This is a genomic window from Nocardiopsis sp. CA-288880 (genome assembly GCF_050955985.1).
Lineage (GTDB): Bacteria > Actinomycetota > Actinomycetes > Streptosporangiales > Streptosporangiaceae > Nocardiopsis > Nocardiopsis tropica.
The window spans coordinates 7,296,106-7,322,129 of the sequence record NZ_CP192105.1 but is presented as its reverse complement, the minus strand read 5'-3'; the positions used below and the strand labels follow the sequence as shown (position 1 = coordinate 7,322,129).

Below are 26,024 nucleotides of genomic sequence, written 5' to 3'. Positions count from 1 at the left end.
CAAGCCGTGGACACCGTTTGCGTCATGGCAGGTCACAGTGCTGATTAATCGTTTAATCACACGATCCGGAACAGCGGTGTCCGACAGGCGCCGCGCCGACCACGGAGATCCCCATGACCCTCGCCCACGGCCGCGGCGTCCTGAGCGCGGCCGCGATCACCGCCGTCCTCGCCCTGACCGCCTGCGGCAACGCCGACCTCCCCCCGGCCCCGGCCACCGGCGACGGCGGCACCGTCATCACCTACAACTCCCCCGCCGAGTGGGGGAACTACGGCGAGGTCCTGGCCGCCTTCACCGAGGAGACCGGGATCCAGGCCCCCAACGACCCGAAGAACTCCGGGCAGGCCCTGGCCGCGCTCCAGGCGGAGAAGGGGGCGCCCGTCGCCGACGTCGCCTACACCGGGATCGCCTTCGCCGGACAGCTCGTGGAGGCCGGCGTCCTCCAGGCCCACGTGCCGGAGGGGGCGGAGGAGGTCCCCGAGGACCTGCGCGACCCCGACGGGAACTGGACGGCCGTCCACACCGGCACGATCGCCTTCATCGTCAACGAGGACCACCTGGACGGCGCACCCGTGCCGGAAGGCTGGGAGGACCTCCTCGACCCCGCCTACGAGGGCAAGGTCGGCTACCTCGACCCCACCCAGGCCGCCGTGGGCTACTCCGCCGCGACGGCGGTCAACCACGCGCTCGGCGGCGACCTCTCCGACTGGGGGCCGGGCCTGGAGTACCTGGCCGAGCTGAAGGACAACGGCGCCTCCACCTCGGCCCAGACCGCCACCGCCAAGGTCGCCCAGGGTGAGATCCCCATCCTCGTCGACACCGACTTCAACGGCTACAAGCTCCGGGACGAGGGCGCGAACGTCAGCGTCGTCATCCCCGAGGAGGGGTCGCTGCAGATCCCCTACATCGTCGGCCTGGTCGAGGGCGCCCCCAACGCCGGGAACGGCAGGGAGCTCCTGGACTTCTACTTCTCCGAGCGGGGCCAGGGCCTCTTCGCGGACGGGTACATGCGCCCGGTGGTCGGCGGGATGCCGGAGGAGCTCGCGGACAAGGTCCTGCCCGAGGCCGACTACGAGCGCGCGATCACCATCGACTACCTCGAACAGGGCGAACGGCAGCAGGAGTTCATCGACATGTACCAGAGCGAGGTCGGCTTCTAGTGGCCCCCGGCACCGCGCGCGTGCGCCTCCGCACGCCGCCCCCGTGGACCGCCGCGCTCCCGGCCCTCGCGGTCATCGGACTGTTCAGCGCCTACCCGGTCGCGGTGCTGGTGGGCAACTCCCTCGGCCTGGGCAGCGCCCCGGCCGACGGGGGACCCACCCTGGAGCACTACGCCGACGCCCTGGCCTCGGCGTCCGTCCGCGAGTCCCTGGCCGCGTCGGCGCTGGTCGCCGGGGCAGCCGTCCTGGCCACGCTCGTGATCGCCGTCCCCGTCGTGCTGCACCAGGCGCGGCAGGACCGCTCCGGGGGCGGAGGCGCCTCCACCGACGCCCTTCTCACCCTGCCGATCGCCCTCCCCGGCATCATCATCGGGTTCTTCGCGATCGTGCTCAACGGCAGGACCGGTCTGCTCGCACCGCTGTGGGAGGGGTTCGCCGGCCTGGCCTACACCCTGCCCGGCCTCCTCGTCGCCTACGTCTACTTCTCGCTGCCCCGCGTCCTGGGGCCGCTGCGCGCCGCCGCGGCCGGGCTGCCGCACTCGCTCACCGAGAGCGCCCGCACCCTGGGCGCCTCCAAGGCGCGTGTCCTGGCCACGGTCACGCTGCCCCTGCTGCTTCCCGCGCTCATCGAGACCGGGGGCACCGCGGCGGCGATCGCCCTGGGCGGGTACGGCACGGTCGCCACGCTCTCCGAGGGCATCCGCCTGCTCCCGCTCGACGTGGCCAACGCACTGACCACCGGCTACCGGCTGGCCGCCTCCTCCACCCTGGCGGTGCTGCTGGCGGCCATGGCCGTCGCGGCGCTGGTCCTCGGACGCGGCCTGGGCCGCCTGGTCGGTCGGGCGGTGGCCTCGTGAACCGCGCCGTCACCCGGGCCGTCTGCGCCTTCGTCCTCATCCCGATCCTGGCGACCCTGGTGGTCGCCACCAGCGTCGACTTCTCGCAGGGGCCCTGGGGCGGGGGGTTCACGCTCGACTGGTTCGCCCACGCCTGGCCCCCGCTCGCCCCCGTCATCGTCCGGAGCCTCGCCGTGGCGGCGCTGGTGGTGGCGGTCAACCTCGTCCTCGCCGGACCCCTGGCCTGGTGGGTGGCCCGCCACCCCTCGCCGCTGACCCGGCTGACGGGATACCTCGTCAACGTCCCCCTGGCCGTGCCGGGCATCGCGCTGAGCGTCGCCCTGGTGAGCGCCTACGCGGCACTGCGCCCCAGCGGGCTGCTGCTGGTCATGGGGCACGTGGTGTTCACGCTGCCCTTCACCCTGGCGGCCCTGGTGCCCGCGCTGGCGGACGAGGAACTGCGCCTCCACGAGGGGGTGGCGCGCAGCCTGGGGGCCGGTTCGGCCAGGGTCCTGGCCACGGTCACCGTCCCCGGCTGCCTCACAGCCCTCACCCAGGCGGTGACGATGGTGTTCGCCCTCTCCTTCGGCGAGTTCAACATCTCCTTCTTCGTCAACCCGCCCGCCACGCCCACCGTGCCGTTCGCCCTGTTCGACTCCTACTCCACACAGCGGCTCGAACCCGCGTCCGCGCAGTCGATCATCTTCATCGCCTTCGTCGCCCCGGTGCTGACGGCCATCGTGCTGGCCCGGCGGCGCGCCCTGAGGAGCACTCCGTGACCGATCCCCGTGAACCCGAGACCGGGGCGCCCGGTCTCACCGTGTCCGACCTGACCATCCGCTACGGCGACACCGAGGCCGTGCGCGGCGTGTCCATGCGGGTGCGGCCCGACGAGACCGTGGCCGTCGTCGGCCCCTCCGGCTGCGGCAAGAGCAGCACCCTGCGCGCGGTGGCGGGGCTCACCCCCGTCGCGGGGGGAGCCATCGGCCTGGGCGGGCGCGACATCACGCACCTGGACCCGGCCCGCCGGGGCGTGGGCCTGGTCCCGCAGGACTACGCGGTGTTCCCGCACATGAGCGTGGCGGGCAACATCGCCTACGGCCTGCGCGCCCGACGGCTCCCGGCGGACCGCAGGCGCCGACGGGTCGCCGAGATGCTGGAGCTGACCCGGCTCACCGACCTGGCGGGACGCCGGCCCGGCCAGCTGTCCGGCGGCCAGCGCCAGCGCGTGGCGCTGGCCCGGGCCCTGGCCGTCGAACCGGACGTCCTCCTCCTGGACGAGCCCCTGGCGGCCCTGGACCCCCAGCTGCGGGGCGGCCTGCGCAGGGAGCTGTCCGCCATGCTCTCCTCCTCGGGGTGCGCCACGCTGATCGTCACGCACGACCAGCGCGAGGCCCTCTCCCTGGGAACGCGGATCGCCCTGATGCGCGAGGGGTCCCTGGTGCAGTTCGGGACCCCCCGAGAACTCTGGGAGGACCCCGCCGACGCCTTCGTCGCGGACTTCCTGGCCGGCGCGGTCCTGCTGGAGGCGGAGCGCACCCCGGACGGGGCCGCGGTACTCGGCGGCCGGTGGAGGATCCCGGCGGATGACCTGGGGACGGGGCCGACCGGGCACGGCCGCACCCGCCTGCTCCTGCGCGACGACAGCCTCACCGTCACCGACCGCGACGACGGGGCCGCGGTGACCGCGAGGGTGGCGCACGCCGAGTTCGTCGGCGACGCCGTCCGCCTCACGGTCGACGCGCACGGCCACGTGTTCGGGGTCCGGGTCCCGCCCGACGCCCGGATCGGCCGCTCCGTGTCGCTGGCGGTCGTCCCCGGCCGCGCCACCCTGCTCGTCCCCGCCCCCTGAGACCGCCAGGTCACCGTACGAAGGAGCAACCGTGCTCGAACTCGAAATCCTCGGATCCAACGCCACGGCGCCCACGGCGGAGGGCCCCGCCTCCTGCTACCTGCTGCACACCGGCGACGGCGTCCTGCTGGTCGACGCCGGCCCGGGGTCCCTGCTGGCCTACTGCGCGCGCTACGGGCTCGACCGGTTGCGCGGGATCGTGGTGACGCACCTGCACGCCGACCACAGCCTGGACCTCATGGCCTGGGCCTACCGGTGGACCTTCCCCGAGGTCCTGCCGCGCATCCCCCTGTACTACCCGGCGGGGGAGGCCCCGCGCCTGGCCGCCTTCGACGCGGTCTTCGGCATCCCGACGCTGCCCACGATGAACAGCCCGATCGCCCAGTCCTTCGAGCCCCGGGAGATGGCCATGGACGGGACGACCCGCTACGAGGCGGCCGGGACGTCCTTCCGCTCCTTCCGGGCCCACCACAGCGTCCCCTCGGCCGCGCTCCGCTTCGAGGACCCCGACGGCAGGGTGGTCTCCTTCTCCTCCGACACGGGGTACTGCGAGGCCGTCGTGCGCGCGGCCGAGGGCGCCGACCTGTTCGTGTGCGAGGCGACCTACCTGGAGGCCGACGACCAGGCGTTGAACGGCCACGGCCACCTCACCGCCGCGATGGCCGGGGACCTGGCGGCCGAGGCCGGGGCCGGGCACCTGGTCCTCACCCACTTCGCCGACCCCGGCATGTGGGAGGAGGGCAGGAGGCACGCGGCCCGCGGCTTCCCCGGCGAGGTGAGCGTGGCCAGGCCCGGCAGCCGCTTCTGAGGGGAGGGCCGGGCGGGCGAGGCCCGACCCGCCCCCGGCCGGGCGGTCCTTCCGGATCCTTCGGAGCGGGCAGCCGAAACCTTCCGCCACGGCGGGGAGCAAGCCACGGAAACGGTGCGGAAACAGGAGCCCGACCAGCGGGTTCCGTCCCCGGGCGGTCCCTGCGGGCGGCGCGCGGGTAGCCACGGCTGTATGACCACGACACAGACTCAGCAGGACGCGGGCCCCGTCACCACGCGCATCGTCGACCACTACGACGGCCGCAGGCGGGCCTGGGTGAAGGAGGCGGTCAGGCTGCTGCACGCCGACGCCACGCGGTCGGCGGACACGCACGTCTTCCAGTTCCCGCTCCCCGTCGAGTGGGGCATCGACCTCTACGTCAAGGACGAGTCCGTCCACCCCTCCGGGAGCCTGAAGCACCGCATGGCGCGCGCGCTGTTCCTGCACGCGCTGTGCACCGGGTGGATCGAGCCGGGAACGCACGTGTTCGAGGCCTCCAGCGGTTCCACAGCGGTCTCCGAGGCCTACTTCGCGCAGCTCCTCGGCCTGAAGTTCACGGCCGTGGTGCCCAAGAACACCAGCCGGGAGAAGGTCGACCTCATCAGGGCCTACGGGGGAGAGGTCAAGGACCCCGGGCCCGACGGGGACATCGAGAAGGAGGCCGCCCGCCTGGCAGCGGAGACCCCCAAGGGCCACTTCATGGACCAGTTCACCTACGCCGAGCGCGCCTACGACTACCGGGACGACCACAACGTCGCGGCGACGATCTTCCGGCAGATCGCCGAGGAGCGCCACCCCGACCCCAAGTGGATCGTCATCGGGGCGGGCACCGGGGGCACGGGCACGACGATCGGCCGCCACATCCGCTTCAGCCGGCGCGACACCCGGGTGTGCGTCGTCGACCCGCAGAACTCGGCGTTCTTCCCCAACTGGGTCGCCAACCAGGGCCGCCCCAAGAGCCAGTGGCCCAAGGACCCCTCGTCCTGGATCAAGGGGGAGCCCTCACGCATCGAGGGCATCGGGCGGCCCGCGGTCGAGCCCTCCTTCCTGCCCGCGGTCGTCGACCGGATGGTCTCGGTGCCCGACGCCGCCTCGATCGCGGCCATGCGCCTGCTCCTGTCGCGCCTGCGCCACCGCGCGGGACCCTCCACGGGCACCAACCTGTGGGGCACGCTGCGGATCGTCGCCGAGATGCTCTCCGACGGGGAGAAGGGCAGCGTCGTCATGCTCATGTGCGACCAGGGCGAGCGGTACATGCACAACTACTACGACGACACGTGGGTCGCGCAGACGCTCGAGCTGGACCTGAAGCCGTACACCAAGGCGCTGGAGGACTTCCTCGCGAGCGGGCGCTGGAACGAACCCGTGCCGGCGGCCGTCCCCGGGGCCCGGGAGGCCTGAACGCGGGGCGCCGGCGGGAGTCCGCCGACCCCCGCCGACCCGGGCCGCCCCCGACGATCGTCGGGGGCGGCCCCCGTCGGCCGACACTGTCGGCGCCACACCGCGCCTTCCTAGCGTGGGACCCCAGAGGTCCGACGAGGGAAGGCGCCATGGACAAGCAGACCGTCACACCGGAGGTCACCGCTCTCGAAGCGGTCGACCTCGTCAAGAGGTTCGGCGAGGGCGAGACGGCGGTGACCGCGGTGGCCGGGGTGAGCCTCCGTTTCTCCCCCGGCGAGTTCGTCGCCGTCATGGGGCCCTCCGGCTCCGGGAAATCCACCCTCATGAACCTGCTGGCCGGGCTGGACACGCCCACCTCGGGGAGGGTGCTGGTCGAGGGGACGGACCTCGCCGGCCTGGACGACCGGAGGCTGACCCGGCTGCGGCGCGAGCGCATCGGCTTCGTCTTCCAGGCGTTCAACCTGATGCCGGCCCTGACGGCGGAGCAGAACATCCTGCTGCCGCTCAAGCTCTCCGGCCGCTCCCCGGACCGGGCGTTCTTCGACGAGATCGTGGACTCCCTGCGCCTCCGGGACCGGCTCGGACACCGACCCTCCGAGATGTCGGGAGGCCAGCAGCAGCGCGTCGCGGTCGCCCGCGCCCTGCTGACCGGGCCCGCGGTGGTCTTCGCGGACGAGCCGACCGGCGCCCTCGACGTCTCCACCGGCCGCGAACTCCTCGGCCGGCTGCGCGAGGCGAGCACCCGGCTCGGACAGACGGTCGTCATGGTCACCCACGACCCGGTCGCCGCCACCTACGCCGACCGGGTGCTGCTGCTGTCCGACGGCGCTCTCCACGGCACGCTGGAACGGCCGACCACCGACGGGGTACTGGCCGCCATGGCCCGGACGGAGGCCTGATGCTCGGCTACGCCTGGGCGCAGATCGCCGCCCACCCCGCCCGACTGGCCTCGGTCCTGTCGGCGATCGTGCTCGGCACGCTGTTCCTGGCGGCCACCGCTGTGCTCGCCGCGACCTCGTCCGCCGGCCTGCGCGTCGTCGCCGCGGCCCCGCTGTCGGCCGCCGACGTGATCGTGGACCGCGACCCGGAGGCGGCCGATCCCGGCGCCGGGTGGCCCGAACAGGTGGCCGAGCACCCCGGCGTCACGGCCACGGCCCCCCTCCACGCGGGCACCGTCCAGCTCGTCACGGACGAGATCCGCGCCACCGCCAACCTCCACAGCGTCTCCGACCGGGACGAACTCCGGTGGTTCGAACTGGCGGAGGGGGAGTGGCCCGCGAACGCCGCCGAGATGGTGGCCGACGCACCGACCCTCGACTCCGCGGGGCTCGCCGTGGGCGACACCGTGAGCCTTCTCGTGGGCGACGGGGAAACGACCGACATGACCGTCGTCGGCGCGGCCGACATCGGGTTCCGGCCGCTGACCGGGGTCCAGTACCAGTTCTACACGTCGGAGGACTTCTTCGCCGGGGAGAGCCCGCTGAGCGTCACGGCCGACGTCGCCGACGGGACCTCTCCGGAGGCGGTGGTCGAGAGCCTGGGAGCCGACCTGCCCGACGACCTCCAGCCGATGACGGCGGAGGAGCAGTCCCGGCTGGCGGCGGACCGGTTCGCGGGCGGCGCCCAGCAGTTGGAACTCCTCCTGCTCGTGTTCGCCCTCATCGCCCTGCTCGCGGCCGGCCTGGTCATCGCCAACACGTTCGCCATCCTGCTCTCCCAGCGGCGCCGCGACACCGCGCTCCTCAGGCTGGTGGGCGCGGAGCGGTCCCAGGTGCGCGACCTGGTCCTCGCCGAGGCGCTGATCGTCGGCTCCATCGGTTCGGCGGTCGGTGTGGTCGCGGGCGTGGGCGCGGGGTACGCGGGCGCTTCGCTGATGGGACTGACCGGGGGCGGCCTGCACGTCGGTGTCCCGGCCCTGGCCGGGGCGTTCCTGACGGGTGTGGCCACCACCGTGTGCGCCGCGTGGTTCCCCGCCCGCAAGGCCGCCGGGACCGCACCGGTCGAGGCGCTGCGCTCGGCTCCGCTCCGGAACGGGGTCCGCTTCGGACCCGTCCACGCGGTGGGGCTCGCCGTGGCGGCCACCGGTGCGGCGGCGATGGTGTTCGGCATGCTCGCCGAGAACCTGCCCGTGGCCGTCGCAGGCGGTTCCGCGGGCGCCGTCGGCCTCCTCCTGGTCCTGCGCTACGCGATCTCCCGCCTCATCGGAGGGGCCGACCGCCTGCTGCGTCTCGGGGGAGGCGTCTGCGAGCTGGCGGGGGCCGACCTCCGGCGCAACACGGGCAGGGCGGCCACGGCCACCCTCACCCTGGTGCTCGGGCTCGGGCTGATCACGGCCCTGGCCACGGCCGCGAGCACAGGGCGGGCCACCATCGACGGCGATCTCGACGACCGGTTCCCCGTGGACGTGAGCGCGCGGGCGGACAGCGGTTCGGTCTCCGCCGAGACGGTCGGCATGGTCCGCGGCATCGAGGGCCTGGACCTGGTCGAGGCGCCGCGCACCGAACGGGTGGACGTCGCCGGGCTGGGGGAGATCACCCTGGTGGGGGTCTCCCCGGAACTGGCCCGGGCCGCCGGGGCCGAGGACCTGGCCGAGGACGGCGCCGGAGCCCCGGCCATGCTGGTGTCCGCGGACCAGCTGAACGCGCTCGGCGCCGTGCGGGGGGAGACCGTCGACCTGTCCGTCGCCGGCGAGGCGCACCGCTTCACGCTGTACGCGTCCGAACTCGCCACCTCCTCCGGGGCCGCGAGCCCCGTGGTGCGGGAGGAGGTCCTGGACGCGGTCGTCCCGGGCGACGAGCGGGGCATGGTCTGGGGCACGGCCGCCGAGGGGGCTGACTACGACGCCCTCGCCGAGCAGATGAGCCGGGTGGCCGGGGCGGACCCCGGGATCACGCTGAGCGGAGCCCTCAGCGAGCGGAGCGGCCTCACCGACGTCCTCGACGTCCTCGTCAACCTGTCGCTGGCGATGCTCCTGGTCACGGTGGTCATCTCCGCCCTCGGCGTGGCCAACACCCTGAGCCTGTCCGTCCTGGAGAGGACGCGGGAACTCGCCCTGCTGCGGGCACTGGGGCTCACCAAGGGGGGCATGAGGGGCATGCTCGCGGTGGAGGCCACGGTCATCGCCGTCCTGGGCGCCCTGCTGGGCCTCGTGATCGGCGTCCCCTACGGGTTGGTCGGGGTGAACGCGGTCGTCGGGGGGACCGCGCCCCTCGTGGTCGCGGTTCCCTGGGCGCAACTGGCACTCGTCCTCGCGGCCGCCGTGGTCGTCGGGCTCGCGGCGACCCTGGCCCCCTCCCGGCGGGCGGCGCGGATCGCCCCGGCCGAGGGGCTGGGCGTCGAATGACCGGCGCCGGGGTCCCGCCCCCCGGGGGGGCGGGACCCCGGCGGGCCCCTCAGCCGCCGTCCCGGAGGGGGCCGGGGACGTTCCCGGAGCGGTCGACCAGGCCCGCCTCGTGCGCCAGAACCGCCGCCTCCACGCGGTTGCGGACCCCCAGGCGCTTGAGGACGGTGCTGACGTGGCCCTTCACCGTGCCCTCCACGAGGAAGAGCCGGCGGCCGATCTCGGCGTTGGACAGCCCGGCGCCGAGCAGGGCCAGGACCTCGCGCTCGCGTCGGGTCAGGCCGCTCACCCGCCCGCCGGCCGCGAGGCGCTCCGCTGCCCGGCCGCGGTCCAGTTCGTCCAGGACCCGCCGCGCCACCCGCGGGGAGAGGAACGCGCCGCCCTCGGCGACGGCCCTGACCCCCAGGATCAGTTCGCGGGGGTCGCCCGTCTTGAGGAGGAACCCGTCGGCCCCTCCGGCGAGGGCCCGGACCACGTACTCCTCCTCGCCGAAGGTGGTCAGGACGACCACTCCCGTCCCCGGTGCGACGCGCCGCATCTCGGCCGCCGCGTCCAGCCCGTCCATCACCGGCATGCGGATGTCGACCAGGACGACGTCGGGGCGGTACGCGCGCACCATCTCGACGCCCTCCCGCCCGTCGGCGGCCTCCGCCACCACCTCGATCCCCGGGTCGGCGGCGAGGATCGCGCGCACGCCCGCGCGGATCATCGCCTCGTCGTCCACCAGCAGGACCCGCACCGCGGCCGACGGCCTCCCCCTCACCACGTCACCACCTCGGCCGACACGAGCGTCTCGGAGTCGAAGCACAGCCGGTACCGGTCGTGTTCGTCGAACACGTTCGGGCTCGACCTGTACAGGCCGCAGTCCAGGCCCGGACGGGCCCCGCCCGCCTCCCCGGCGAGCGGCCCCCCGTCCAGCCGGCCCTCGGGCAGGACCGCCTCCACCTCGGCCCGGTCCTGGCCGGGGCGCAACCGCTCGAAGACCTCGGGGTCCAGGGCGGCGGTCGAGGCGCGGTACGCGGTGAGCGCGAGGACCAGCGCGTATCCCACGAGGGCCGCCGCCGGGGGCGTGCCCGCGACCAGGCCCAGCGCCCACGCGGTGCGTCGGCGGGCCCGCCGGTGGGTGTCCGGTCGAGGGGCCTCCGTGCCCCCGTCCCGCGACCCCGGCGCTTCGGGGCGCGGCCGGCCGTGCAGCGGCAGGCGGGCCGTCACCGCCCAGCCGCGCCCCTCCGGCCCGGCGTGGAAGGCGCCTCCGACGAGCCTGACCCGTTCGCGAAGGCTCACCAGCCCGGTTCCGCCACCCACCCCGTGGACTCGTGGGGTCCCCTCCTCGGGCGCGGATCCGACGACGCGGACCCGTACCTCGCCGTCCCCCGTCGAGACCCCGACCCGCACGGCCGCCCCCGGGGCGTGCCGGGCGGCGTTGGTCAGGCCCTCCTGGACCACCCGGTGCACGGCCCTGTCCACCAGCACGGGCAGTGTTCGCGCGTGTTCCTCCTGGCTCAGCTCCACGTCCATCCCGGACGCCCTGGCACGCTCCACCAGGGCGGTGAGGCTGTCGTCCGCCGGGCGGAGGGGGGCCGCCCCGCCGTCGACCCGCAGCACCCCGAGCGCCTCCGCCAGGCGGTCGGCCGCACGCGCCGCGGCCTCGCGGAGTTCGGCCGCCTCCGCGCGCCGCCGCCCGGACAGGTCCTCCGCCATCTCCAGGGCGCCGGCGCGCAGCGACAGCAGGCTGAGCTCGTGGCCCACGGCGTCGTGGAGGTCGCCGGCGATGCGGGAGCGCTCGCGCATCCGGGCGCGTTCGGCGACGAGCCGGGCCCCGTCCTCCAGGATCCGGGCCCGCTCCCAGCCCGCCTCCTCCAGGGCGGCGGCGTTGCGCAGGTACAGGCCCACCAGCCAGGGCAGGGGGACGGCGAACAGCATGAGCGCGCCACCGGTGATCCACAGTCCGAGGGGCTGGCCGGACCACAGGAGCCATCCCGCCCCGGCCGCCACGGCGGCCGCGTACACGGCGACCGCGGGACGCGGGTCCGGGGACAGGCGGCCGGTGAGCAGCACGGGCAGCGGGAGGAGGAGGAACAGGAGGGGCCAGGCGGGAGCCGCCGCGGCCGTGAGGACCGAGCACGCCAGGGCGGTGTGTCCGGGAGGGATCGCTGCCGGGGAGGTTCTCATATCTCGGAAGGTAACGCCCGACGCCGGTCCCGTCATCTGACGAAAGTCGGGTACGCGCCGTGCGGGGCCGCCGGGGCCGGGCCCTCGGGGGGCGGGGGAGGGGGAAGCGGAGTCGCGGCGGGGCGCCGTCCGTGTCCGGGGCGCCCGGCCCGCCCTCCGGCGGGCCGGGCGGTCGCGCTCGCGGCCGTCCTCGGGCGCGACGTCCCCGGTCAGGCCCTCAGCGGCGTGAAGTCGCGCGAGGCGACGAACCCGGGCCGGCGCTCCCGCGCGGCGAACGGCTCGACCAGAGCGTTCTCCACACTGTTGAACACCACGAAGATGTTCGAGCGCGGGTACGGGGTGATGTTGTTCCCTGATCCGTGCATGCTGTTGCAGTCGAACCACAGCGCCGACCCGCTCGGGCCGGTGAACTGCTCGATCCCGTGGCGCCGGGCCAGCTCGGCGATGTCCTCCTCCTGCGGGACGCCGACCTTCTGGGCCTTCAGCGAGGACCTGTAGTTGTCGTCCGGCGTGCGGCCCAGACACGGGACGAACGTCCGGTGGGCGCCCGGCATCAGCATCAGCCCGCCGTTGAACGGATGGTTGTCGGTCAACCCGATGGACATGCTGACGGCCGCCATGTCGGCCATGCCGTCCTCGGCGTGCCAGGTCTCGAAGTCCGAGTGCCAGTAGAAGCCGGTGCCCCGGAAGCCGGGCATGAAGTTGACCCGGCTCTGGTGCACGTAGACCTCGGAGCCGAGGATCTGGCGCGCCCTGTCGAGGATCCGGGGTTCCCGGATCAGACGGGCGATGCGATCGCTCAACAGGTGGGCGTCGAACACCGAGCGGACCTCCTCGGAGGCGGGCTCGATGATCGTGCGCTCGTCGGAGCGGATCGCCGGGTCGTCGGTCATCGCCTTGAGCTCGTCCAGGCAGGAGCCGACCTCCTGGTCGGACAGCAGGTCCCGCTGGATGTGGAATCCGTTGCGGGTGTGTTCGGCGAGCTCTTCGGCGGAGGCCGGTCCCTCCTGTGCGCCGGATCGGACGGTCGGTTCGTCGCTGGTGATCCACTTCCGGTCGGAACCGGACTCGACGCGTGTCGGATATCGATCTTGGATGTGGACGTCTACCAGGGTCATGGGACGCCTCTCCTTTCTCGGTGCCCGTCGTTTTTCCTCGTCGGCGGACGGTTGCGGTCCGGGGCGCCTCGCGCCCGGCCACGGCCCCCGGGCCCGGCGGAACCGGATTCCGCCGCGATCGGCCGGAGGCGCGGTCGGCGCGGTGTCGCGGGGCCGTCCGGGACTCCTGCGCGGTGCGGTTCCTCGTGGGGCGCCGACGTCGGCCCGGGCCGACGACACCGTCGACCCCCTCCGGGGCCGGCGGTGGCCGGTCCGTGGCCGCCGGCGCCCCGCAACGGGAACCGGGCCGCGCGGGCGCCCTCCGCCGGTCCGCAGTTCCACCCGCCGGACCAGGCCATGCCCGCCGGGAACGCCGATAATCATGCCGGAGGGTGTCGGTGGTTTCTCCCAGGGTGACCGGAAGATCCGATCACGGTGTCATGCCGACTCTGCCGTATCGGCCCTGTTCGCGGGCGCCGTCCGGCACTGCCTGCGAATTTCCTCCCGGCGTCCGTCCGGACGGGCGCGTGGGGCCCGGGGCGCGCCCCCTCGGGTCTGTGCCGCTCCGCCTCCGGGGAGGGCGGGACGGGGCCGCGGGAGGTCTGCCCGCCGTGCGGCCGGTGTCCGCGGGTCAGTTGACGGCGCGCTCGATGACGAGGTCGGCGTCGCGTCGCAGCTTGTCCACGGCCCGGGACAGGGTGCTCTTCACGGTGCCGAGCGTGACGCCCATCCGGGCGGCGATCTGCACCTCGGTGAGGTCGTCGTAGTAGCGGAGGACGACCGTGGTGCGCTGGCGGTCGGGGAGGCGTTCGATGGCCCGCCCGACCACGTCGGCGAGGTCGCTGCGCCAGGTGGGGTCGTCCACGCGCTGCTCGGGGATGTCGTCGGTGGGGTAGACGTCCAGCCGTTTGCGGCGCCACTCGGAGATCTGCGTGTTGACCATCGCCCGGCGCACGTATCCGTCGCGGGCCTTCGGGTCGGCGATCCGCTCCCAGGAGAGGAAGGTCTTCACGAGGGCGGCCTGGAGCAGGTCCTCGGCGTCGGCGAGGTTGTTGGTGAGGGAGCGGGCCATCCGCAGCAGGGCTGGGCCGCGCTCGGCCACGTAGCGGCTGAACTCGTCGTACCTGGGGGTCCGGGTAGTTCCTGTCACGCCGACCACCGACTCTCACAGGCGCTGCGTGCTGCTTTGTCATGCTTTCTTCCCCTCACTGTCACACAGCGAACGCAAATCTCCGGGCACCTGTGCTCCATGTGCCGGTCAACGGCACGCCATGGAGGGACGGTCCCGTCGGGCGGCGGCCCCGGACCGGACCCCCGAACACGCCGGGGGCGCCGCGGGAGGCCGGTCGCGCGCGGTCGGCCGCCGGGCGCCGCCCCGGCCGGTGTGCGGGGGAGGGGTCCCCGGTGGCGCGAGGGCGGGGCGGCGCGCAGACTCTTGGTCATTTTTGTGGATCTATCGGTGTGTATCGGGTCTATCTGCGACTTTGCAGCCACAAGCTGTACTCAAGCGGCTGCATGCGGTCATCATGGTGGATGGTCCGCATGGGGCACTGCCCCGGACGCACCGGCTTCCGGAAGGTCGCCGCGAGCAATGGCCGGGACATGCGGACCACCCGAACAGGTGCGTGTCGGCGTGTGGCCGGTGGCCGGCGGTTCCGATCGGGACAATGGGCAGAGAGTGACGAGTCGGGTGACAAGGGGGCGCAGACGACATGTCAGTGATGACGGACAGCGGAAGGGACCGCAGAAGGTTCACCGCGGCGGTGCTCGGCCCCGAGACCGCGCTCGAACCCACACCGTTGGGCGACCGCGTCGTGCGCGGCGTGGTCGTCGGCGCCACCACGCACATGCTCTGCCTGGCCACGCCCCGGGGCGAGGAACGGTTCCTGTACGACCGCGCCACCGCGTTCTGGCGCGGGGGCGAGGTCCGGCCCGACGACCTGAGGGACGGCGACGACGCCGTGGTGCTCTGCTCACGGGACGGCCGCCTCGTCGCCGAACGCGTGTGGGCCCAGGCCGCCCGGGCGACCGGCGTCATCGTCGGCCGCGAGGGCGAGACCCTGGAGATCGACCCCGGACACGGCCGTCCCCGCACGACCGTGGTCCTCCCCTACCGCACCTCGGGCCGCATCGCCGTCCGCCACCCGCGCCTGGAACCCGGCTACGTCTTCGACGCCGTCGGGGTCTGGCGCGAAGGGGCCGTGTGGGCCGCCCGACCCGCCACGACGCAGCCGCCCTACCCGCTCAGCGCCACACCGCCGAGGCCGCCCACACCCCGCCACTCCACCACGCTCAGCGGCATCGCCACCTGGTACGACCCCGCCTGGGGGCGCTCGTCCCACCTGGACCCGCGCGCACGCGTCGACGGCCTCGCCTATCCGGCCCTCGACCCCGTCGGCCACGACGCGGAGTGCGACCGGCGCACCTCCTGCGTGCCGCTTCCGCTGCTGTCCGCCGGTGCGACGCCGAACCTGCGTAACGACTGCACGAGGGACACGGCCGTGCTCCCCGTCGTGGACTGCGCCGCCGCCGACAGCTGGCTGTGCGACCTGTGCCCCGCCTGCGGGGGGCAGGGGGCGGGACGGATCGCCTCCCTCACCATGACCGCGTTCGTCGCGCTCGGGGGGCTTCTGGAGGACGGCTGCTTCAACGCGACCATGACGGTCCACAACGGGGAGGGATGACCATGCTGCCGGAGATCGTGGAGGCGGTCCGCGAGGTCCAGCTGCCGCTGCTGGCGGTGCTGCTCCTGCTCGGCGCCGCGAGCAAGACCACCGGACAGGCCGCCGGCTCGGGACTGGCCGTCCTGGTGCCCGAGCGCCTGCGCCGTCCGGCCACCGTCGGGACCGGCCTCCTGGAGGTCGCGCTCGCCGTCGGACTGGTGGCCCTCACCGGCCTCGCGGGCGACGCCGTGCGCCTGCTCACCGCCGTCGTGTTCGCCGCCTCGGTGGTGGTGCTGGTCCTGGCGCGCAGGCGCGACCCGGAGGCGGGCTGCGGCTGCTTCGGCGGGCTGAGCCGCGCCCCCATCGGCTGGCGCACGCTCACCCGGGCCGGGCTCCTGTCCGCCGCCGCCCTGGCCACGACGGGCCTGGAACCCGCCGGGTGGCAGGCGGCCCTCGCCCCCACCGCGCTGCACGGCTGGGTCCTGGGCGCGGAACTGCTGCTCCTCGCGGCCCTCAGCCCCGAACTGCGCGAGGTGGCGGCCCGGACCCTCCACCGGGAGCCGTGCGAGCTGCGCGAGGTCCCGATGCGCCGTACGGTGCGCAGACTGCGCCGCAGCGACGTGTGGCGCACCAACGGGAACGTGATGATCAAGGCCGAGCCCGACGACGTGTGGAGGCACGGCTGCTGGCGGTTCCTGCGCTACGACGGGATGCGCCACGGGCGGCGTGTGGACGTCGTGTACGCGGTCAGGACCGGCGGGCGCCGCCGTACCGGCGTGCGCGCGGTGCTCGTCGACCGGGGGAGCGGAGCGGTGGTCGCCTCCTTCGGCGCCGTGACCGGCCTCGAACTGGTCGGGCCGCCGCGCAGGCTCCCCCGGCCGCGCCAGGCGGCCAGGCGGGACGCCGAGCGGCACGACGCGGCCCGGGCCGCGGAGACGCTCCGGGCGGCGCGTGAGCACCCGGCCAGGCTGATGCCCGACCACTCGCGCGACGCCGACACCGGCCAGCCGGTGTGACGGGTTCCCGCACGGGACCGGCCCACGCCGGACCGGTTCCGTGCGGCCCCCGCTGGGAACCGGGCGTCCGGGCGCCGGCGCGCCGCCCGCCGGGGCAGGGCCGGACCACGGGGTCCCGGGCGGGCCGCCGCGGTGCGGCCGGGACCCTCAGCCCAGCATCTGGTCCTGGCGTTCCACGGCGGCCTGACTGAACTCGACGAGCATCTCCTCGTAGTCCTCCAGCGCGCCCTGGCCGAGGATCGACGTGGTGCCCACCAGGCCGCCGTTGCGGTACATGATGCTGAACATGCGGCTGTCCTCCTCCGCGGAGCTCACCTCGATGGCGTAGGCGCGGGACTCGTCGCCGATCTCCGGGACCTCCTCCAGGTCGCTCACCCCGTAGTCGGACGTGGTCCCGTCCTCGTAGGTGGCGGTGTACGCGGCGCAGCTCTCCGGCGGCCTCGCGGCGAGCGCCTCGGCGGCGGTGCCCTCGTCCAGCTGGACCAGCATGTGCGACACCGCGCCCTCGGACCACTCGTAGGCGGCCACGGAGGCGGGCGCCCCCTGCACCCCGTCCAGGTCCCCCCAGCGGTTCGAGGCGTCCAGGCACTCGGGTTTGTCCAGCTCGGTGGTGGCCCGGACCTCGGCGCTGTACCGCACTGTGACAAGCTCGGAGTAGGTGCCGCTCTCACTGCCCTCGGGAACGAGGGTGGCGTCGCGGACGTGCAGCGGGTGCGCGTCGTACAGGGCGGCGGCGGCCTCGGCGTTGGGATCGTCTCCCCCCTCGGCCCCGCCACCGCACGCACCGAGCATGACCACCACGGGTAGGACCATGGGAAGAGCCAATGGCCGGACGTGTGCCCGCCCTCCCCGCGGGCGGGGGTTCTGACCAGCCGGAATCCGAACTGAGCCGGCGGGGCAGGGACGCAAACGCATGGTGCTATCTCCTCGTTTGTGCGATATTTCCGCTGGGTGCGGTGATCGGCCCGGGCGCGAGATCGCTGAGCGTGTCGCGGGGTTAGCACAAAGTATTGAGGAAGGACAATGGTGTCGGAGTCGAAATCGCCATATCTGCGGTCGGTGCTGGAGAGCATCCCCCCGTACAAGCCGGGCAGGAAGGTCGTCGGCCCCGAAGGCCGGTCCGTCAAGCTCTCCTCCAACGAGAGCCCCTACGGCCCCCTCCCCTCGGTGCGTGAGGCCATCACGAGGGCGGCCGCCGAGCTGAACCGCTACCCCGACCCGGGCGCCGAGGAGCTCACCTCCCGTCTCGCGCGGCGCCTGGACGTCCCCGAGGAGCACCTCGCCCTCGGCGCGGGCTCCGTCGGCATGCTCCAGCAGCTCCTGGAGGCGGTCGGCGAGCCCGGGGCCGAGGTCGTCTACGCCTGGCGGTCCTTCGAGGCCTACCCGCTGCTCGCCGGGCTCGCCGGGGTCACCCCCGTGCAGGTCCCGCTGAAGGACGAGGCGCACGACCTCGACGCCATGGCGGACGCGGTCACCCCGGCCACCCGCATGGTGATCGTCTGCAACCCCAACAACCCGACCGGCACCACGGTCCGCGAGGACGAGCTGGTCGCCTTCCTGAACCGGATCCCGGACAGCGTGCTGGTGATCCTGGACGAGGCGTACCTGGAGTACGTGCGCGACCCCCGCGTGCCCGACGGCGTCGACCTCTACCGGGACCGGCCCAACGTCGCCGTGCTGCGCACGTTCTCCAAGGCCTACGGCCTGGCCGCGGTGCGCCTGGGCTACCTGGTCGGCCACCCGCCGGTGGTCGGCGCGGTCCGCAAGACCCTCGTGCCGTTCGCCGTGAACCACCTCGCCCAGGCCGCGGGGATCGCCTCCCTCGACGCCGAGGACGAGCTCATGGAGCGGGTGGCGGCCACCGTCGCGGAGCGCGACCGCGTCCGCGACGCGCTCGTCGCCTCCGGGTGGACCGTGCCGCCGACCGAGGCCAACTTCGTGTGGCTGCGGCTGGACGCGGACACGCTCGGCTTCGCCGCCGCGTGCGCGGAGGCGGGCGTCTCGGTGCGCCCGTTCGCGGGCGAGGGCGCCCGCGTGAGCCTCGGCACCCCCGAGGAGAACGACGCGTTCCTGGCCGTGGCCACCTCCTACGCCGAGCGCCGCTAGGGAACGCGCGGGGCGCCCCGGCGGCGGTGCCCGTCCGGCCGGGGTGTCCGGCGCACGGCCGCCCGTGCGGCCGTGCGCCGCGATGCCGGGACGCGGTGCGCGCCCCCGGGAGTGGGGGCCGCCTCGTCGTCCATGCGCGGGAGTCCGGCATCGGGGAGCGGGATTGTCACCGGATTGTCCACAGCCTGTGGACGGGGATGGCGGGGGCGGGCCGGAGAGGGGTAGCGTCGATTCGGGGGACCCACGGCTCCCCGTGGCTGCTGTGCGGCACCCCCATGTTCCACGCTCCCACCGGGCCGTTCCGCGGGCAACGCCCCTCCGCTGCCTGTGGAGAACCGGGCCGGGCCGCTTCCGGCGGATCCCGTACGCGGTCCGCCACGTCTCCGGAAAACCTGGTCGACCCGCTGCCCGTCACCGCAAACCTGGCGGCCCGGTCGCCCCAGACGCTTCCACGGGCCCCGATCGGCTCGCCCCGGGGCTTGTTCCCCACCGGCCCCCGCGGTCACTCCACAGGGCGGCCCCGGGGAGCTCCACAGTCCCTCACGGCCGGGTCCGTGCCCTCGCCCGGTCGTCCACAGGGCCCTCGCCCAGGGTGACCTCAGGGGCCTCGCCCGTTCGTCCACCGGAGCTTCGACAGGTCGCCCCCGCAGCACCGGGGCAGCACCCGGTCTCGGTCCCCGCCCCCCGGCGGTCGCCCCCGCAGCACCGGGGCAGCACCCGGTCTCGGTCCCCGCCCCCCGGCGGTCGCCCCCGCAGCACCGGGGCAGTACGCGGGCGGGGGCGGTCCCGTTGGGAACCGCCCCCGCCCGCGTACGTGTGGCGCCTGTCCGCCCACCGCCTACTTGCCCGCCGCGTCCTTGTCCAGCTTCTCCACGATCAGCCTGTAGAGCTGGCGCGGGCGGCCGGGCTGGAGGGTGCGGTTGGGGGGCAGCGGCCATGCCAGCCCCTCCTCGACGAGGGTGCGCAGCAGCCGGCGCGCGGTCCGGGAGGTGACGCCGAGCATGCGCCCGGCGTTCTCCGCGTCGACGACCAGCGGGCCGTCCTCCTCGGCGATCTTCTCCGAGAGCCGAATCAACGTCTCGCGGCCCTTGGTGCGCAGCGGTTCGGAGGACTGCCGTGCGGGCGCGCGCTGGGCGGGGACCAGGGAACGACCCTCACGGTCCACCGCGAAGCTCTGACGGGACGCCTGAGCGCGGTTCAGGGCGGCCCGGGCGTGCGCCTCGGCGTCCTGGGTGGTGCGCCCCATGCCGATCCCGACCTCGATCGCGATCCCCAGCTCCGCCTTGATGCGCTCCACGAACGGCGGCTGCCGGAACCCCTCGGTCGCGGTCACGAGCGATCCCCGCGTGGCGGTCACCATGAACGAATGGTCGTCCAGGCGGTGGGCCGTGGCGTTGATCCGGTGGGCCTCCTGGAGGAGGAGCCGGTGCAGCGACAGCCGCAGCTCCTCGCGCCAGTACCGGGGGGTCGACCGCCGGGACGAGTCCCGCAGCGTGGGCACGTCCACCACCACGACACCCAGCTGGGCCTCCTCCAGCCGGTGGTGCGCCCCCAGCAGGCCCGCGGTCTGGAGGGCGCTGCGCACGCCGGCGTTGGTCGGCCGCAACCGGATCACGGGGACGCCGATGGCCTCCAGCCGTTCGGCGACACCGCGCACGCAGGTGATCGCCATGCGGGTGGCCTTGCGCCGCCACAGCCCCTCGTGGAAGGACGTGAGCTGCGCGGTGTTCGTGAGCTCCTCGTGCACGTGGATGCCGTCCACGGGCAGGTCGACCTCGGAGTAGGCCTCGACCACGTCGGCGCGGCTGAGCACGTCGAGGCTGGCTCTGGTCGGGTCGTACCGGTCGTCCAGGGTCGCCCGCAGCAGGGCCTCGTGCAGGCTGGCCCCGCCGAGCGGCACGAAGGTGGCGGGCATCGTGAGAACCCCGGCCTTGCGCGCGAACTCGTACGGGACAGGGCTGGCGAACAGGTAGGCGTCGATCGCCGAACCCAGCCTGACGACCTTGTCCGTCGCCTCTTGCTCATCTCGGTACGCGGCTGCGATGAGTCTGGCGTTGAGGGGCCCAGTGGACCCCGGGCCCATGAGCATGACCCGTTCGACCACCTCATGGGGCCCTATGACGCCGATCGTCAAATCGCCAGTACGCTGGGCACTCACCTCGGGTTGCTCCCCGCTACCATTCCACGCTCTTCACTATGTGCGCCCACTGGTTTCCCGACCCGATCTCTGTCACGGCATGATTGCCGAGATCGTACCCATTGTGCGGGGCCAAAGAAGATCGTTTTCGATATCAACGCCGAAAGCCCGGGTGGGAGGCAAGCCCCCACCCCGGCTTGAACTGCGCTTTCGGCTCCCTACGAGACGACGACGCGCTCCACGTCCGCGCCGAGAGCAGCGAGCCTCGTCGCGAACTGGGCGTGACCGCGGTCAACCAGGTATCCGGGCGCCACGATTGTCTCACCTTCCGCGACCAGTCCGGCGAGGACCAGGGCCGCGCCGGTGCGCAGGTCGTGGGCGATGACCTCGGCCCCGCGCAGGTTGGTCGGCCCGTGCACGATGGCGCGGGTGCCCTCGACCTCGATCTTCGCGCCCATCTTGTTGAGCTCGTCGGCCAGGGCGAACCGGCCGTCGTAGATGGCCTCGTGGATGTAGCTCTCGCCCTCGGCCAGGGTGGCCAGGGCCATCAGCGGCGACTGGAGGTCGGTCGCGAAGCCCGGGAACGGCGAGGTGACGGCGTTGATCGGGCGCAGCGGCACGGAGGGGTCCCTCTGCACGTGCAGGACCGCGCCCTCCTGGGAGAAGCCCACGCCCATCTGCTCGAGCTTCCAGCGGGCCACGCCCAGGTGGTCCAGGTGGGCGCCCACCAGGCTGACCTCGCCGCCGGTGGCGGCGACGGTCATCGCGAACACGCCGGCGTCGATGCGGTCCGACATGATGGTGTGCTCGACCGCGGTGAGCTCCTCGACGCCCTCGACGGTGATGAGCCCGGTGCCGCCACCGCTGATCCTGGCGCCCATGGCGCTCAGGAAGTTGATGACGTCGATGACCTCGGGCTCGAGGGCCGCGTGCTCGATCACCGTGGTGCCCGGCGCCAGGACGGCGGCCATGAGCAGGTTCTCGGTACCGGTGTGGGACGGCGTGTCCAGGTAGAGGCGGCCACCGCGGAGGTTGCTGGCCTCCACGTTGATGTGGTTGCGCTCGAGGTCCTCGGTGACCTCCGCGCCCAGGCGCGCGAAGCCCCGGTAGTGGAAGTCGAGGTTGCGGCTGCCCAGGTTGCAACCGCCGACGCCCTCGATGCGGGCGCGGCCGGTGCGGTGCATCAGCGCGGGAACGAAGAGCACGGAGCCGCGGAAGCGGGCCGCGATCTCGGCGGGCAGGACGGCGCGCTCGGGGTCGTTGAGACGGGACGCGTCGATGACGACGGTGCGCTCGGCCTCGTGGAACTCGACCTTGGCGCCCACGTGTTCGGCGAGCTCAAGCGCGCGGTAGACGTCCTCGATGACGGGCACGTTCCGCAGCACGGTACGGCCCTTGGCCGCGAGTAGAGCGGCCCCGATCATCGGCAGGACGGCGTTCTTCGCGCCTTGGATGAACGCCGTTCCACTGAGGGGGCGTCCGCCGCGGACGCGGTAACGAACCTCCTGGCCCATGCTCATGTGCTCCTTTGTGAGGCAGATGTGAAAAAAGGTCACCCTCGTCGGGTTTCGCCTATGTGCGTTTTAGACGCGGGTTTCCCCTGGAACGTTGCGACCATCTTGCGCGTGACCTGCGCGGCCGGTGAAGCCGGTGCTCGCGACGACTCTATAGCACCCACCCGCGTGTACCGGCACAGAACGTGGTATACCCGCCGGACGTGGATGGGGACCGGTCAAACAGCCAAAGAGGTATTCGGCCCAAGGGAAAGACCAGGGATGCCGCGCGCGTGGCAGGACGCCGGCGGGACGCCGCGCACAACGTGACCACCATACGTGGTCCCCGACGTGAAACGCCTGCCGCGTGCGCCGAATCACTACCGGTTCCCGGCCCGGGGACCGGGCTTCCGGCCGGTCAGCCGCTCATGGATCTCCGTGTAGCGGTTCAGCGTGCGTTCCACCACGTGCTCCGGAAGCGGGGGCGGCGGGGTCTCCGAGGCCCGGTCCCACCCCGACTCGGGCGAGGCCAGCCAGTCCCGCAGGACCTGCTTGTCGAAGGAGGTCTGCGGGCGTCCGGGGGCCCACTCGTCCGCCGGCCAGTACCGAGAGGAGTCGGGGGTGAACACCTCGTCGGCCAGCACCAGGGCGCCGTCGGCGTCCCGGCCGAACTCGAACTTGGTGTCGGCGAGGATGACGCCGCGCTCCCGCGCCAGCTCCCGGCCGCGCCGGTACACGCGCAGGGTGAGGTCGCGCAGCTCGGCGGCGAGTGCGGCTCCGTGCCGGTCGGCCACGACCTCGAACGACACGTTCTCGTCGTGGTCGCCGACCTCGGCCTTGGTGGCCGGGGTGAAGACCGGCTCGGGGAGCTCGGAGCCGTCGACGAGGCCGTCGGGGAGGGCGACGCCGCACACCGTGCCGTCGACCCGGTACTCGGCGAGGCCGGAACCGGTCAGGTAGCCGCGCGCCACGCACTCCACCGGCACCATGTCCAACCTGCGGCACACCAGTGTCCTCCCGTCCCAGTCGGCGGGCGCTCCCGCCGGCGGGACGTCGGACAGGACGTGGTTGGGCACCAGGTCCCCCAGCTGGTCGAACCACCACAGGGACAGCTGGGTGAGCAGGCGCCCCTTGCCCGGGATCTCGGTGGGCAGCACCCAGTCGTACGCCGACACGCGGTCGCTGGCCACCATCACCAGGCTGCCGTCCGCCGCCGCGTACAGGTCGCGCACCTTGCCGGTGTGCAGGTGGGTGAGCCCCTCGACCCGGACGGGCTCGGGGGTGACGACGAAGCCGCTCATGTGGGTTCTCCGGTCCTTGCTACAGCTCGGCGGCGGCGCGCTCGGCGATGTCGGTGCGGTGGAACGAGCCGCGGAGCTCGATCCGCGACGCGGCCTCGTACGCCCGCTCGCGCGCCTGGCGGAGGTCGGCGCCGGTGCCGACCACGTTGAGGACCCGGCCCCCGCTCGCCTTGACGCCGACGGTGCCCTCCCACGCGGTGCCGGCGTGCAGCACGTACGCGCCCTCCAGCGCGTTGGCCGCGTCCAGGCCGCCGATCAGGTCGCCCTTGACCGGGTCGCCCGGGTAGTTCTCCGCGGCGACCACGACGGTGACCGCCGCGCCCGGCTTCCACTGGAGGGAGCCGATGCCGCCCAGCCCGGCCGTGTCGGTGGCCTGGAGGACCGCGCCGATCGGGGTGGCGAGCCGGTCCAGGACCACCTGCGTCTCCGGGTCGCCGAACCGCGCGTTGAACTCGACCACGCGCGGGCCGCCCGACGTGAGCGCCAGACCCACGTAGAGGAGGCCCTGGTAGCGCGTGCCGCGCCGGTTCATCTCCGCGAGGGTCGGCCGCACGACCGACTCCATCACCTCGTCCACGAGGCCCTGCGGCGCCCACGGCAGCGGGGCGTAGGCGCCCATGCCGCCGGTGTTGGGCCCCTGGTCGCCGTCGTAGGCGCGCTTGAAGTCCTGTGCGGGAAGCAGCGGCAGCGCGTGCACACCGTCGCTCAGCACGAAGAGGGACACCTCGGGGCCGTCGAGGAACTCCTCGATGACCACGCGTCCGCACTCCCGGGCGTGCCGCTCGGCGAGGGCGCGGTCGTCCGTCACCACGACGCCCTTGCCCGCGGCGAGGCCGTCGTCCTTGACCACGTACGGGGCGCCGAACTCGTCCAGGGCGTCGGAGACCTGGCCCGCGGACCGGCACACGCGCGCCTTGGCGGTGGGCACCCCCGCCGCCTCCATGACCTCCTTGGCGAACGCCTTGGAGCCCTCCAGCTTCGCGGCCGCCCGGTCGGGCCCGAACACGGGGATGCCGCGGTCGCGCAGGGCGTCGGCCACACCGGCGACCAGCGGGGCCTCCGGGCCGATGACGACCAGCTCGGCGCGGATGCGCGCGGCCAGCTCCGTCACGGCGAGACCGTCGGTCACGTTGATGACGTGGTTCTCGGCCAGTTCGGAGATGCCCGGGTTGCCGGGCGCACTGTGGATGCCGGTGACACCCGGGTCCAGGGAGAGGGCGCGGACGAGGGCGTGCTCGCGGCCTCCGCCGCCGAGAACGAGGGCTTTCACTGCAGGGGGCCTCTTCGTGTTGAAGGCGGACGGGCGGGGGTCAGACCAGGGAGCGCAGCTGGAGGGTCTCGTCGCGCCCGGGACCGACACCGATGGCGGAGACGGGCGCTCCGGCCATCTCCTCCAGGGTACGCACGTAGACCTGTGCGTTCTTGGGGAGTTCGTCGAACTCGCGGACTCCGGTGATGTCCTCGGACCAGCCGTCGAGGTACTCGTAGACCGGCACGGCGTGGTGGAAGTCGGTCTGGGTCATCGGGATCTCGTCGTGGCGGACCCCGTCGACCTCGTAGGCGACGCACACGGGGATGCGCTCCAGGCCGGTGAGCACGTCGAGCTTGGTGAGGAAGAAGTCGGTGATGCCGTTGATGCGGGTGGCGTAGCGCGCGATGGGGGCGTCGAACCAGCCGCAGCGGCGGTTGCGCCCGGTGGTCACGCCGTACTCGCCGCCCTGGGTCCGCAGCCACTCGCCCTGCTCGTCGAGCAGCTCCGTGGGGAAGGGGCCGGAGCCGACACGGGTCGTGTAGGCCTTGAGGATGCCCACGACCTTGGTGATGCGGGTGGGGCCGATGCCCGAACCGGCGGCCGCGCCGCCCGAGGTGGGGGAGGAGGAGGTCACGAAGGGGTAGGTGCCGTGGTCGATGTCCAGCAGCGTGCCCTGGGAGCCCTCCAGGTAGACGGTCTTGCCCTCGTCGAGCGCCTTGTTGAGGATCAGCGAGGTGTCGGCGACGTACGGGCGCAGCCGCTCGGCGTAGCCGAGGTACTCCTCGATGATCGGCTCGGCCTCCAGGCCGCGCCGGTTGTACACCTTGGTGAGCAGCTGGTTCTTGTCGTGCAGGGCCAGCTCGATCTTCTTGCGCAGGATCGAGGGGTCGAACATGTCCTGGACGCGCACGCCCTGGCGGGAGACCTTGTCGGCGTAGGTCGGGCCGATGCCGCGACCGGTGGTGCCGATCTTGCCCTTGCCGAGGAAGCGCTCGCTGACCTTGTCGAGGGCCCGGTGGTAGGGCATGATCAGGTGCGCGTTGGCGGAGATGAGCAGGCGGGACGTGTCCACGCCGCGCTCGTCGAGGCCGCGGAGCTCCTCCAGGAGGACGCCCGGGTCGATGACGACGCCGTTGGCGATGACCGGTACCACGTTGGGGGAGAGGATCCCGGACGGGAGCAGGTGGAGGGCGTACTTCTTGTCGCCGATGACCACCGTGTGGCCGGCGTTGTTGCCGCCCTGGTACCGCACCACGTAGTCCACGCGGTCGCCGACGAGGTCGGTCGCCTTGCCCTTGCCCTCGTCGCCCCACTGGGCACCCACGAGCGTGATCGCCGGCATCTGGATCTCTACCTTTTCGCTCGACACCTGACCGGGGTTCCCACCCCG

At 73.4% G+C, this 26,024-nt stretch carries 21 protein-coding genes; 11 read left to right on the top strand and 10 right to left on the bottom strand.

All coding sequences use genetic code 11. From position 1 onward, the window contains the following. Window positions 1–113: 113 nt before the first annotated feature. The 8 genes from ACQPYD_RS31580 (at window position 114) to ACQPYD_RS31545 (ending at window position 9,400) form a co-directional block, all read left to right on the top strand. A complete protein-coding gene (locus tag ACQPYD_RS31580) occupies window positions 114–1,160 on the top strand; it encodes an extracellular solute-binding protein (protein ID WP_433699007.1) in 1,047 nt (348 codons plus the stop codon). After that, a complete protein-coding gene (locus tag ACQPYD_RS31575) occupies window positions 1,160–2,017 on the top strand; it encodes an ABC transporter permease subunit (protein WP_433699006.1) in 858 nt (285 codons plus the stop codon). Before ACQPYD_RS31580 ends, ACQPYD_RS31575 begins: the two co-directional genes overlap by 1 nt. Next, window positions 2,014–2,775, top strand: coding sequence for an ABC transporter permease (locus tag ACQPYD_RS31570; RefSeq protein ID WP_344181021.1), 762 nt, complete (start codon window positions 2,014–2,016; stop codon window positions 2,773–2,775). The genes ACQPYD_RS31575 and ACQPYD_RS31570 overlap by 4 nt, the downstream gene beginning before the upstream one ends. Further along, on the top strand, window positions 2,772–3,848 hold the full coding sequence (locus ACQPYD_RS31565) for an ABC transporter ATP-binding protein (RefSeq protein WP_433699005.1): 1,077 nt from the start codon (window positions 2,772–2,774) through the stop codon (window positions 3,846–3,848). The genes ACQPYD_RS31570 and ACQPYD_RS31565 overlap by 4 nt, the downstream gene beginning before the upstream one ends. A 31-nt stretch (window positions 3,849–3,879) precedes the next feature. After that, a complete protein-coding gene (locus ACQPYD_RS31560; protein WP_433699004.1) occupies window positions 3,880–4,656 on the top strand; it encodes an MBL fold metallo-hydrolase in 777 nt (258 codons plus the stop codon). Between the two features lie 192 nt (window positions 4,657–4,848). After that, the gene (locus ACQPYD_RS31555; protein ID WP_433699003.1) at window positions 4,849–6,057 is read left to right on the top strand and encodes a PLP-dependent cysteine synthase family protein; all 1,209 of its coding nucleotides are present in this window, start codon (window positions 4,849–4,851) and stop codon (window positions 6,055–6,057) included. Between the two features lie 149 nt (window positions 6,058–6,206). Continuing rightward, window positions 6,207–6,956: an ABC transporter ATP-binding protein gene (locus tag ACQPYD_RS31550; RefSeq protein ID WP_433699002.1), complete on the top strand. Its 750-nt coding sequence runs from the start codon at window positions 6,207–6,209 to the stop codon at window positions 6,954–6,956. Beyond that, window positions 6,956–9,400, top strand: a complete 2,445-nt coding sequence (locus tag ACQPYD_RS31545; RefSeq protein ID WP_433699001.1) for an FtsX-like permease family protein — start codon at window positions 6,956–6,958, stop codon at window positions 9,398–9,400. The genes ACQPYD_RS31550 and ACQPYD_RS31545 overlap by 1 nt, the downstream gene beginning before the upstream one ends. Before the next feature lie 49 nt (window positions 9,401–9,449). Here ACQPYD_RS31545 and ACQPYD_RS31540 read toward each other — a convergent pair whose 3' ends face one another. The 4 genes from ACQPYD_RS31540 to ACQPYD_RS31525 all read right to left on the bottom strand — a co-directional run bounded on the left by ACQPYD_RS31540 (window position 9,450) and on the right by ACQPYD_RS31525 (window position 13,825). Beyond that, the gene (locus ACQPYD_RS31540; protein ID WP_433699000.1) at window positions 9,450–10,163 is read right to left on the bottom strand and encodes a response regulator; all 714 of its coding nucleotides are present in this window, start codon (window positions 10,161–10,163) and stop codon (window positions 9,450–9,452) included. After that, complete coding sequence (locus tag ACQPYD_RS31535; RefSeq protein WP_433698999.1) at window positions 10,157–11,569, bottom strand: sensor histidine kinase; 1,413 nt, start codon at window positions 11,567–11,569, stop codon at window positions 10,157–10,159. The genes ACQPYD_RS31540 and ACQPYD_RS31535 overlap by 7 nt, the downstream gene beginning before the upstream one ends. Window positions 11,570–11,778: 209 nt before the next feature. Beyond that, window positions 11,779–12,687 (bottom strand): ectoine hydroxylase, encoded by a 909-nt coding sequence (gene thpD / locus ACQPYD_RS31530; RefSeq protein WP_433698998.1) that lies wholly within the window; start codon window positions 12,685–12,687, stop codon window positions 11,779–11,781. A gap of 610 nt (window positions 12,688–13,297) precedes the next feature. After that, the gene (locus tag ACQPYD_RS31525; RefSeq protein WP_330159334.1) at window positions 13,298–13,825 is read right to left on the bottom strand and encodes a SigE family RNA polymerase sigma factor; all 528 of its coding nucleotides are present in this window, start codon (window positions 13,823–13,825) and stop codon (window positions 13,298–13,300) included. A 553-nt stretch (window positions 13,826–14,378) separates the two neighbouring features. On the opposite strand from ACQPYD_RS31525, the gene ACQPYD_RS31520 reads away from it, so the two are divergent. Beyond that, a complete protein-coding gene (locus tag ACQPYD_RS31520) occupies window positions 14,379–15,350 on the top strand; it encodes a hypothetical protein (RefSeq protein WP_433698997.1) in 972 nt (323 codons plus the stop codon). 2 nt (window positions 15,351–15,352) lie between these two features. After that, window positions 15,353–16,345 (top strand): MauE/DoxX family redox-associated membrane protein, encoded by a 993-nt coding sequence (locus ACQPYD_RS31515; RefSeq protein WP_433702192.1) that lies wholly within the window; start codon window positions 15,353–15,355, stop codon window positions 16,343–16,345. A gap of 147 nt (window positions 16,346–16,492) precedes the next feature. Here ACQPYD_RS31515 and ACQPYD_RS31510 read toward each other — a convergent pair whose 3' ends face one another. Next, a complete protein-coding gene (locus ACQPYD_RS31510; RefSeq protein WP_433698996.1) occupies window positions 16,493–17,158 on the bottom strand; it encodes a hypothetical protein in 666 nt (221 codons plus the stop codon). Between the two features lie 210 nt (window positions 17,159–17,368). Here ACQPYD_RS31510 and hisC point away from each other — a divergent pair, with 210 nt between their 5' ends. Continuing rightward, the gene (gene hisC, locus ACQPYD_RS31505; protein ID WP_433698995.1) at window positions 17,369–18,451 is read left to right on the top strand and encodes a histidinol-phosphate transaminase; all 1,083 of its coding nucleotides are present in this window, start codon (window positions 17,369–17,371) and stop codon (window positions 18,449–18,451) included. A gap of 838 nt (window positions 18,452–19,289) precedes the next feature. Here the strand turns inward: hisC and ACQPYD_RS31500 are convergent. The 5 genes from ACQPYD_RS31500 to ACQPYD_RS31480 all read right to left on the bottom strand — a co-directional run bounded on the left by ACQPYD_RS31500 (window position 19,290) and on the right by ACQPYD_RS31480 (window position 25,976). Continuing rightward, on the bottom strand, window positions 19,290–20,555 hold the full coding sequence (locus ACQPYD_RS31500; protein WP_378553683.1) for a transcriptional regulator: 1,266 nt from the start codon (window positions 20,553–20,555) through the stop codon (window positions 19,290–19,292). 251 nt (window positions 20,556–20,806) lie between these two features. Continuing rightward, on the bottom strand, window positions 20,807–22,102 hold the full coding sequence (gene murA / locus ACQPYD_RS31495; RefSeq protein WP_433702191.1) for a UDP-N-acetylglucosamine 1-carboxyvinyltransferase: 1,296 nt from the start codon (window positions 22,100–22,102) through the stop codon (window positions 20,807–20,809). 359 nt (window positions 22,103–22,461) lie between these two features. Further along, window positions 22,462–23,382, bottom strand: coding sequence for a phosphoribosylaminoimidazolesuccinocarboxamide synthase (locus ACQPYD_RS31490; protein ID WP_433698994.1), 921 nt, complete (start codon window positions 23,380–23,382; stop codon window positions 22,462–22,464). A 19-nt stretch (window positions 23,383–23,401) separates the two neighbouring features. Next, on the bottom strand, window positions 23,402–24,652 hold the full coding sequence (gene purD / locus ACQPYD_RS31485; protein WP_433698993.1) for a phosphoribosylamine--glycine ligase: 1,251 nt from the start codon (window positions 24,650–24,652) through the stop codon (window positions 23,402–23,404). A gap of 40 nt (window positions 24,653–24,692) precedes the next feature. Beyond that, on the bottom strand, window positions 24,693–25,976 hold the full coding sequence (locus tag ACQPYD_RS31480) for an adenylosuccinate synthase (RefSeq protein WP_267947167.1): 1,284 nt from the start codon (window positions 25,974–25,976) through the stop codon (window positions 24,693–24,695). Window positions 25,977–26,024: the final 48 nt, after the last annotated feature.

Bases quoted from the DNA above. Each gene is read 5' to 3' on its own strand.
- ACQPYD_RS31515 (WP_433702192.1), top strand. From the start codon at position 15,353: ATGCTGCCGGAGATCGTGGAGGCGGTCCGCGAGGTCCAGCTGCCGCTG.
- ACQPYD_RS31555 (WP_433699003.1), top strand. From the start codon at position 4,849: ATGACCACGACACAGACTCAGCAGGACGCGGGCCCCGTCACCACGCGC.
- ACQPYD_RS31580 (WP_433699007.1), top strand. From the start codon at position 114: ATGACCCTCGCCCACGGCCGCGGCGTCCTGAGCGCGGCCGCGATCACC.
- ACQPYD_RS31490 (WP_433698994.1), bottom strand. From the start codon at position 23,382: ATGAGCGGCTTCGTCGTCACCCCCGAGCCCGTCCGGGTCGAGGGGCTC.
- ACQPYD_RS31510 (WP_433698996.1), bottom strand. From the start codon at position 17,158: ATGGTCCTACCCGTGGTGGTCATGCTCGGTGCGTGCGGTGGCGGGGCC.
- ACQPYD_RS31545 (WP_433699001.1), top strand. From the start codon at position 6,956: ATGCTCGGCTACGCCTGGGCGCAGATCGCCGCCCACCCCGCCCGACTG.
- murA (WP_433702191.1), bottom strand. From the start codon at position 22,102: ATGGGCCAGGAGGTTCGTTACCGCGTCCGCGGCGGACGCCCCCTCAGT.
- ACQPYD_RS31480 (WP_267947167.1), bottom strand. From the start codon at position 25,976: ATGCCGGCGATCACGCTCGTGGGTGCCCAGTGGGGCGACGAGGGCAAG.
- hisC (WP_433698995.1), top strand. From the start codon at position 17,369: ATGGTGTCGGAGTCGAAATCGCCATATCTGCGGTCGGTGCTGGAGAGC.
- ACQPYD_RS31520 (WP_433698997.1), top strand. From the start codon at position 14,379: ATGTCAGTGATGACGGACAGCGGAAGGGACCGCAGAAGGTTCACCGCG.
- thpD (WP_433698998.1), bottom strand. From the start codon at position 12,687: ATGACCCTGGTAGACGTCCACATCCAAGATCGATATCCGACACGCGTC.
- ACQPYD_RS31550 (WP_433699002.1), top strand. From the start codon at position 6,207: ATGGACAAGCAGACCGTCACACCGGAGGTCACCGCTCTCGAAGCGGTC.
- ACQPYD_RS31535 (WP_433698999.1), bottom strand. From the start codon at position 11,569: ATGAGAACCTCCCCGGCAGCGATCCCTCCCGGACACACCGCCCTGGCG.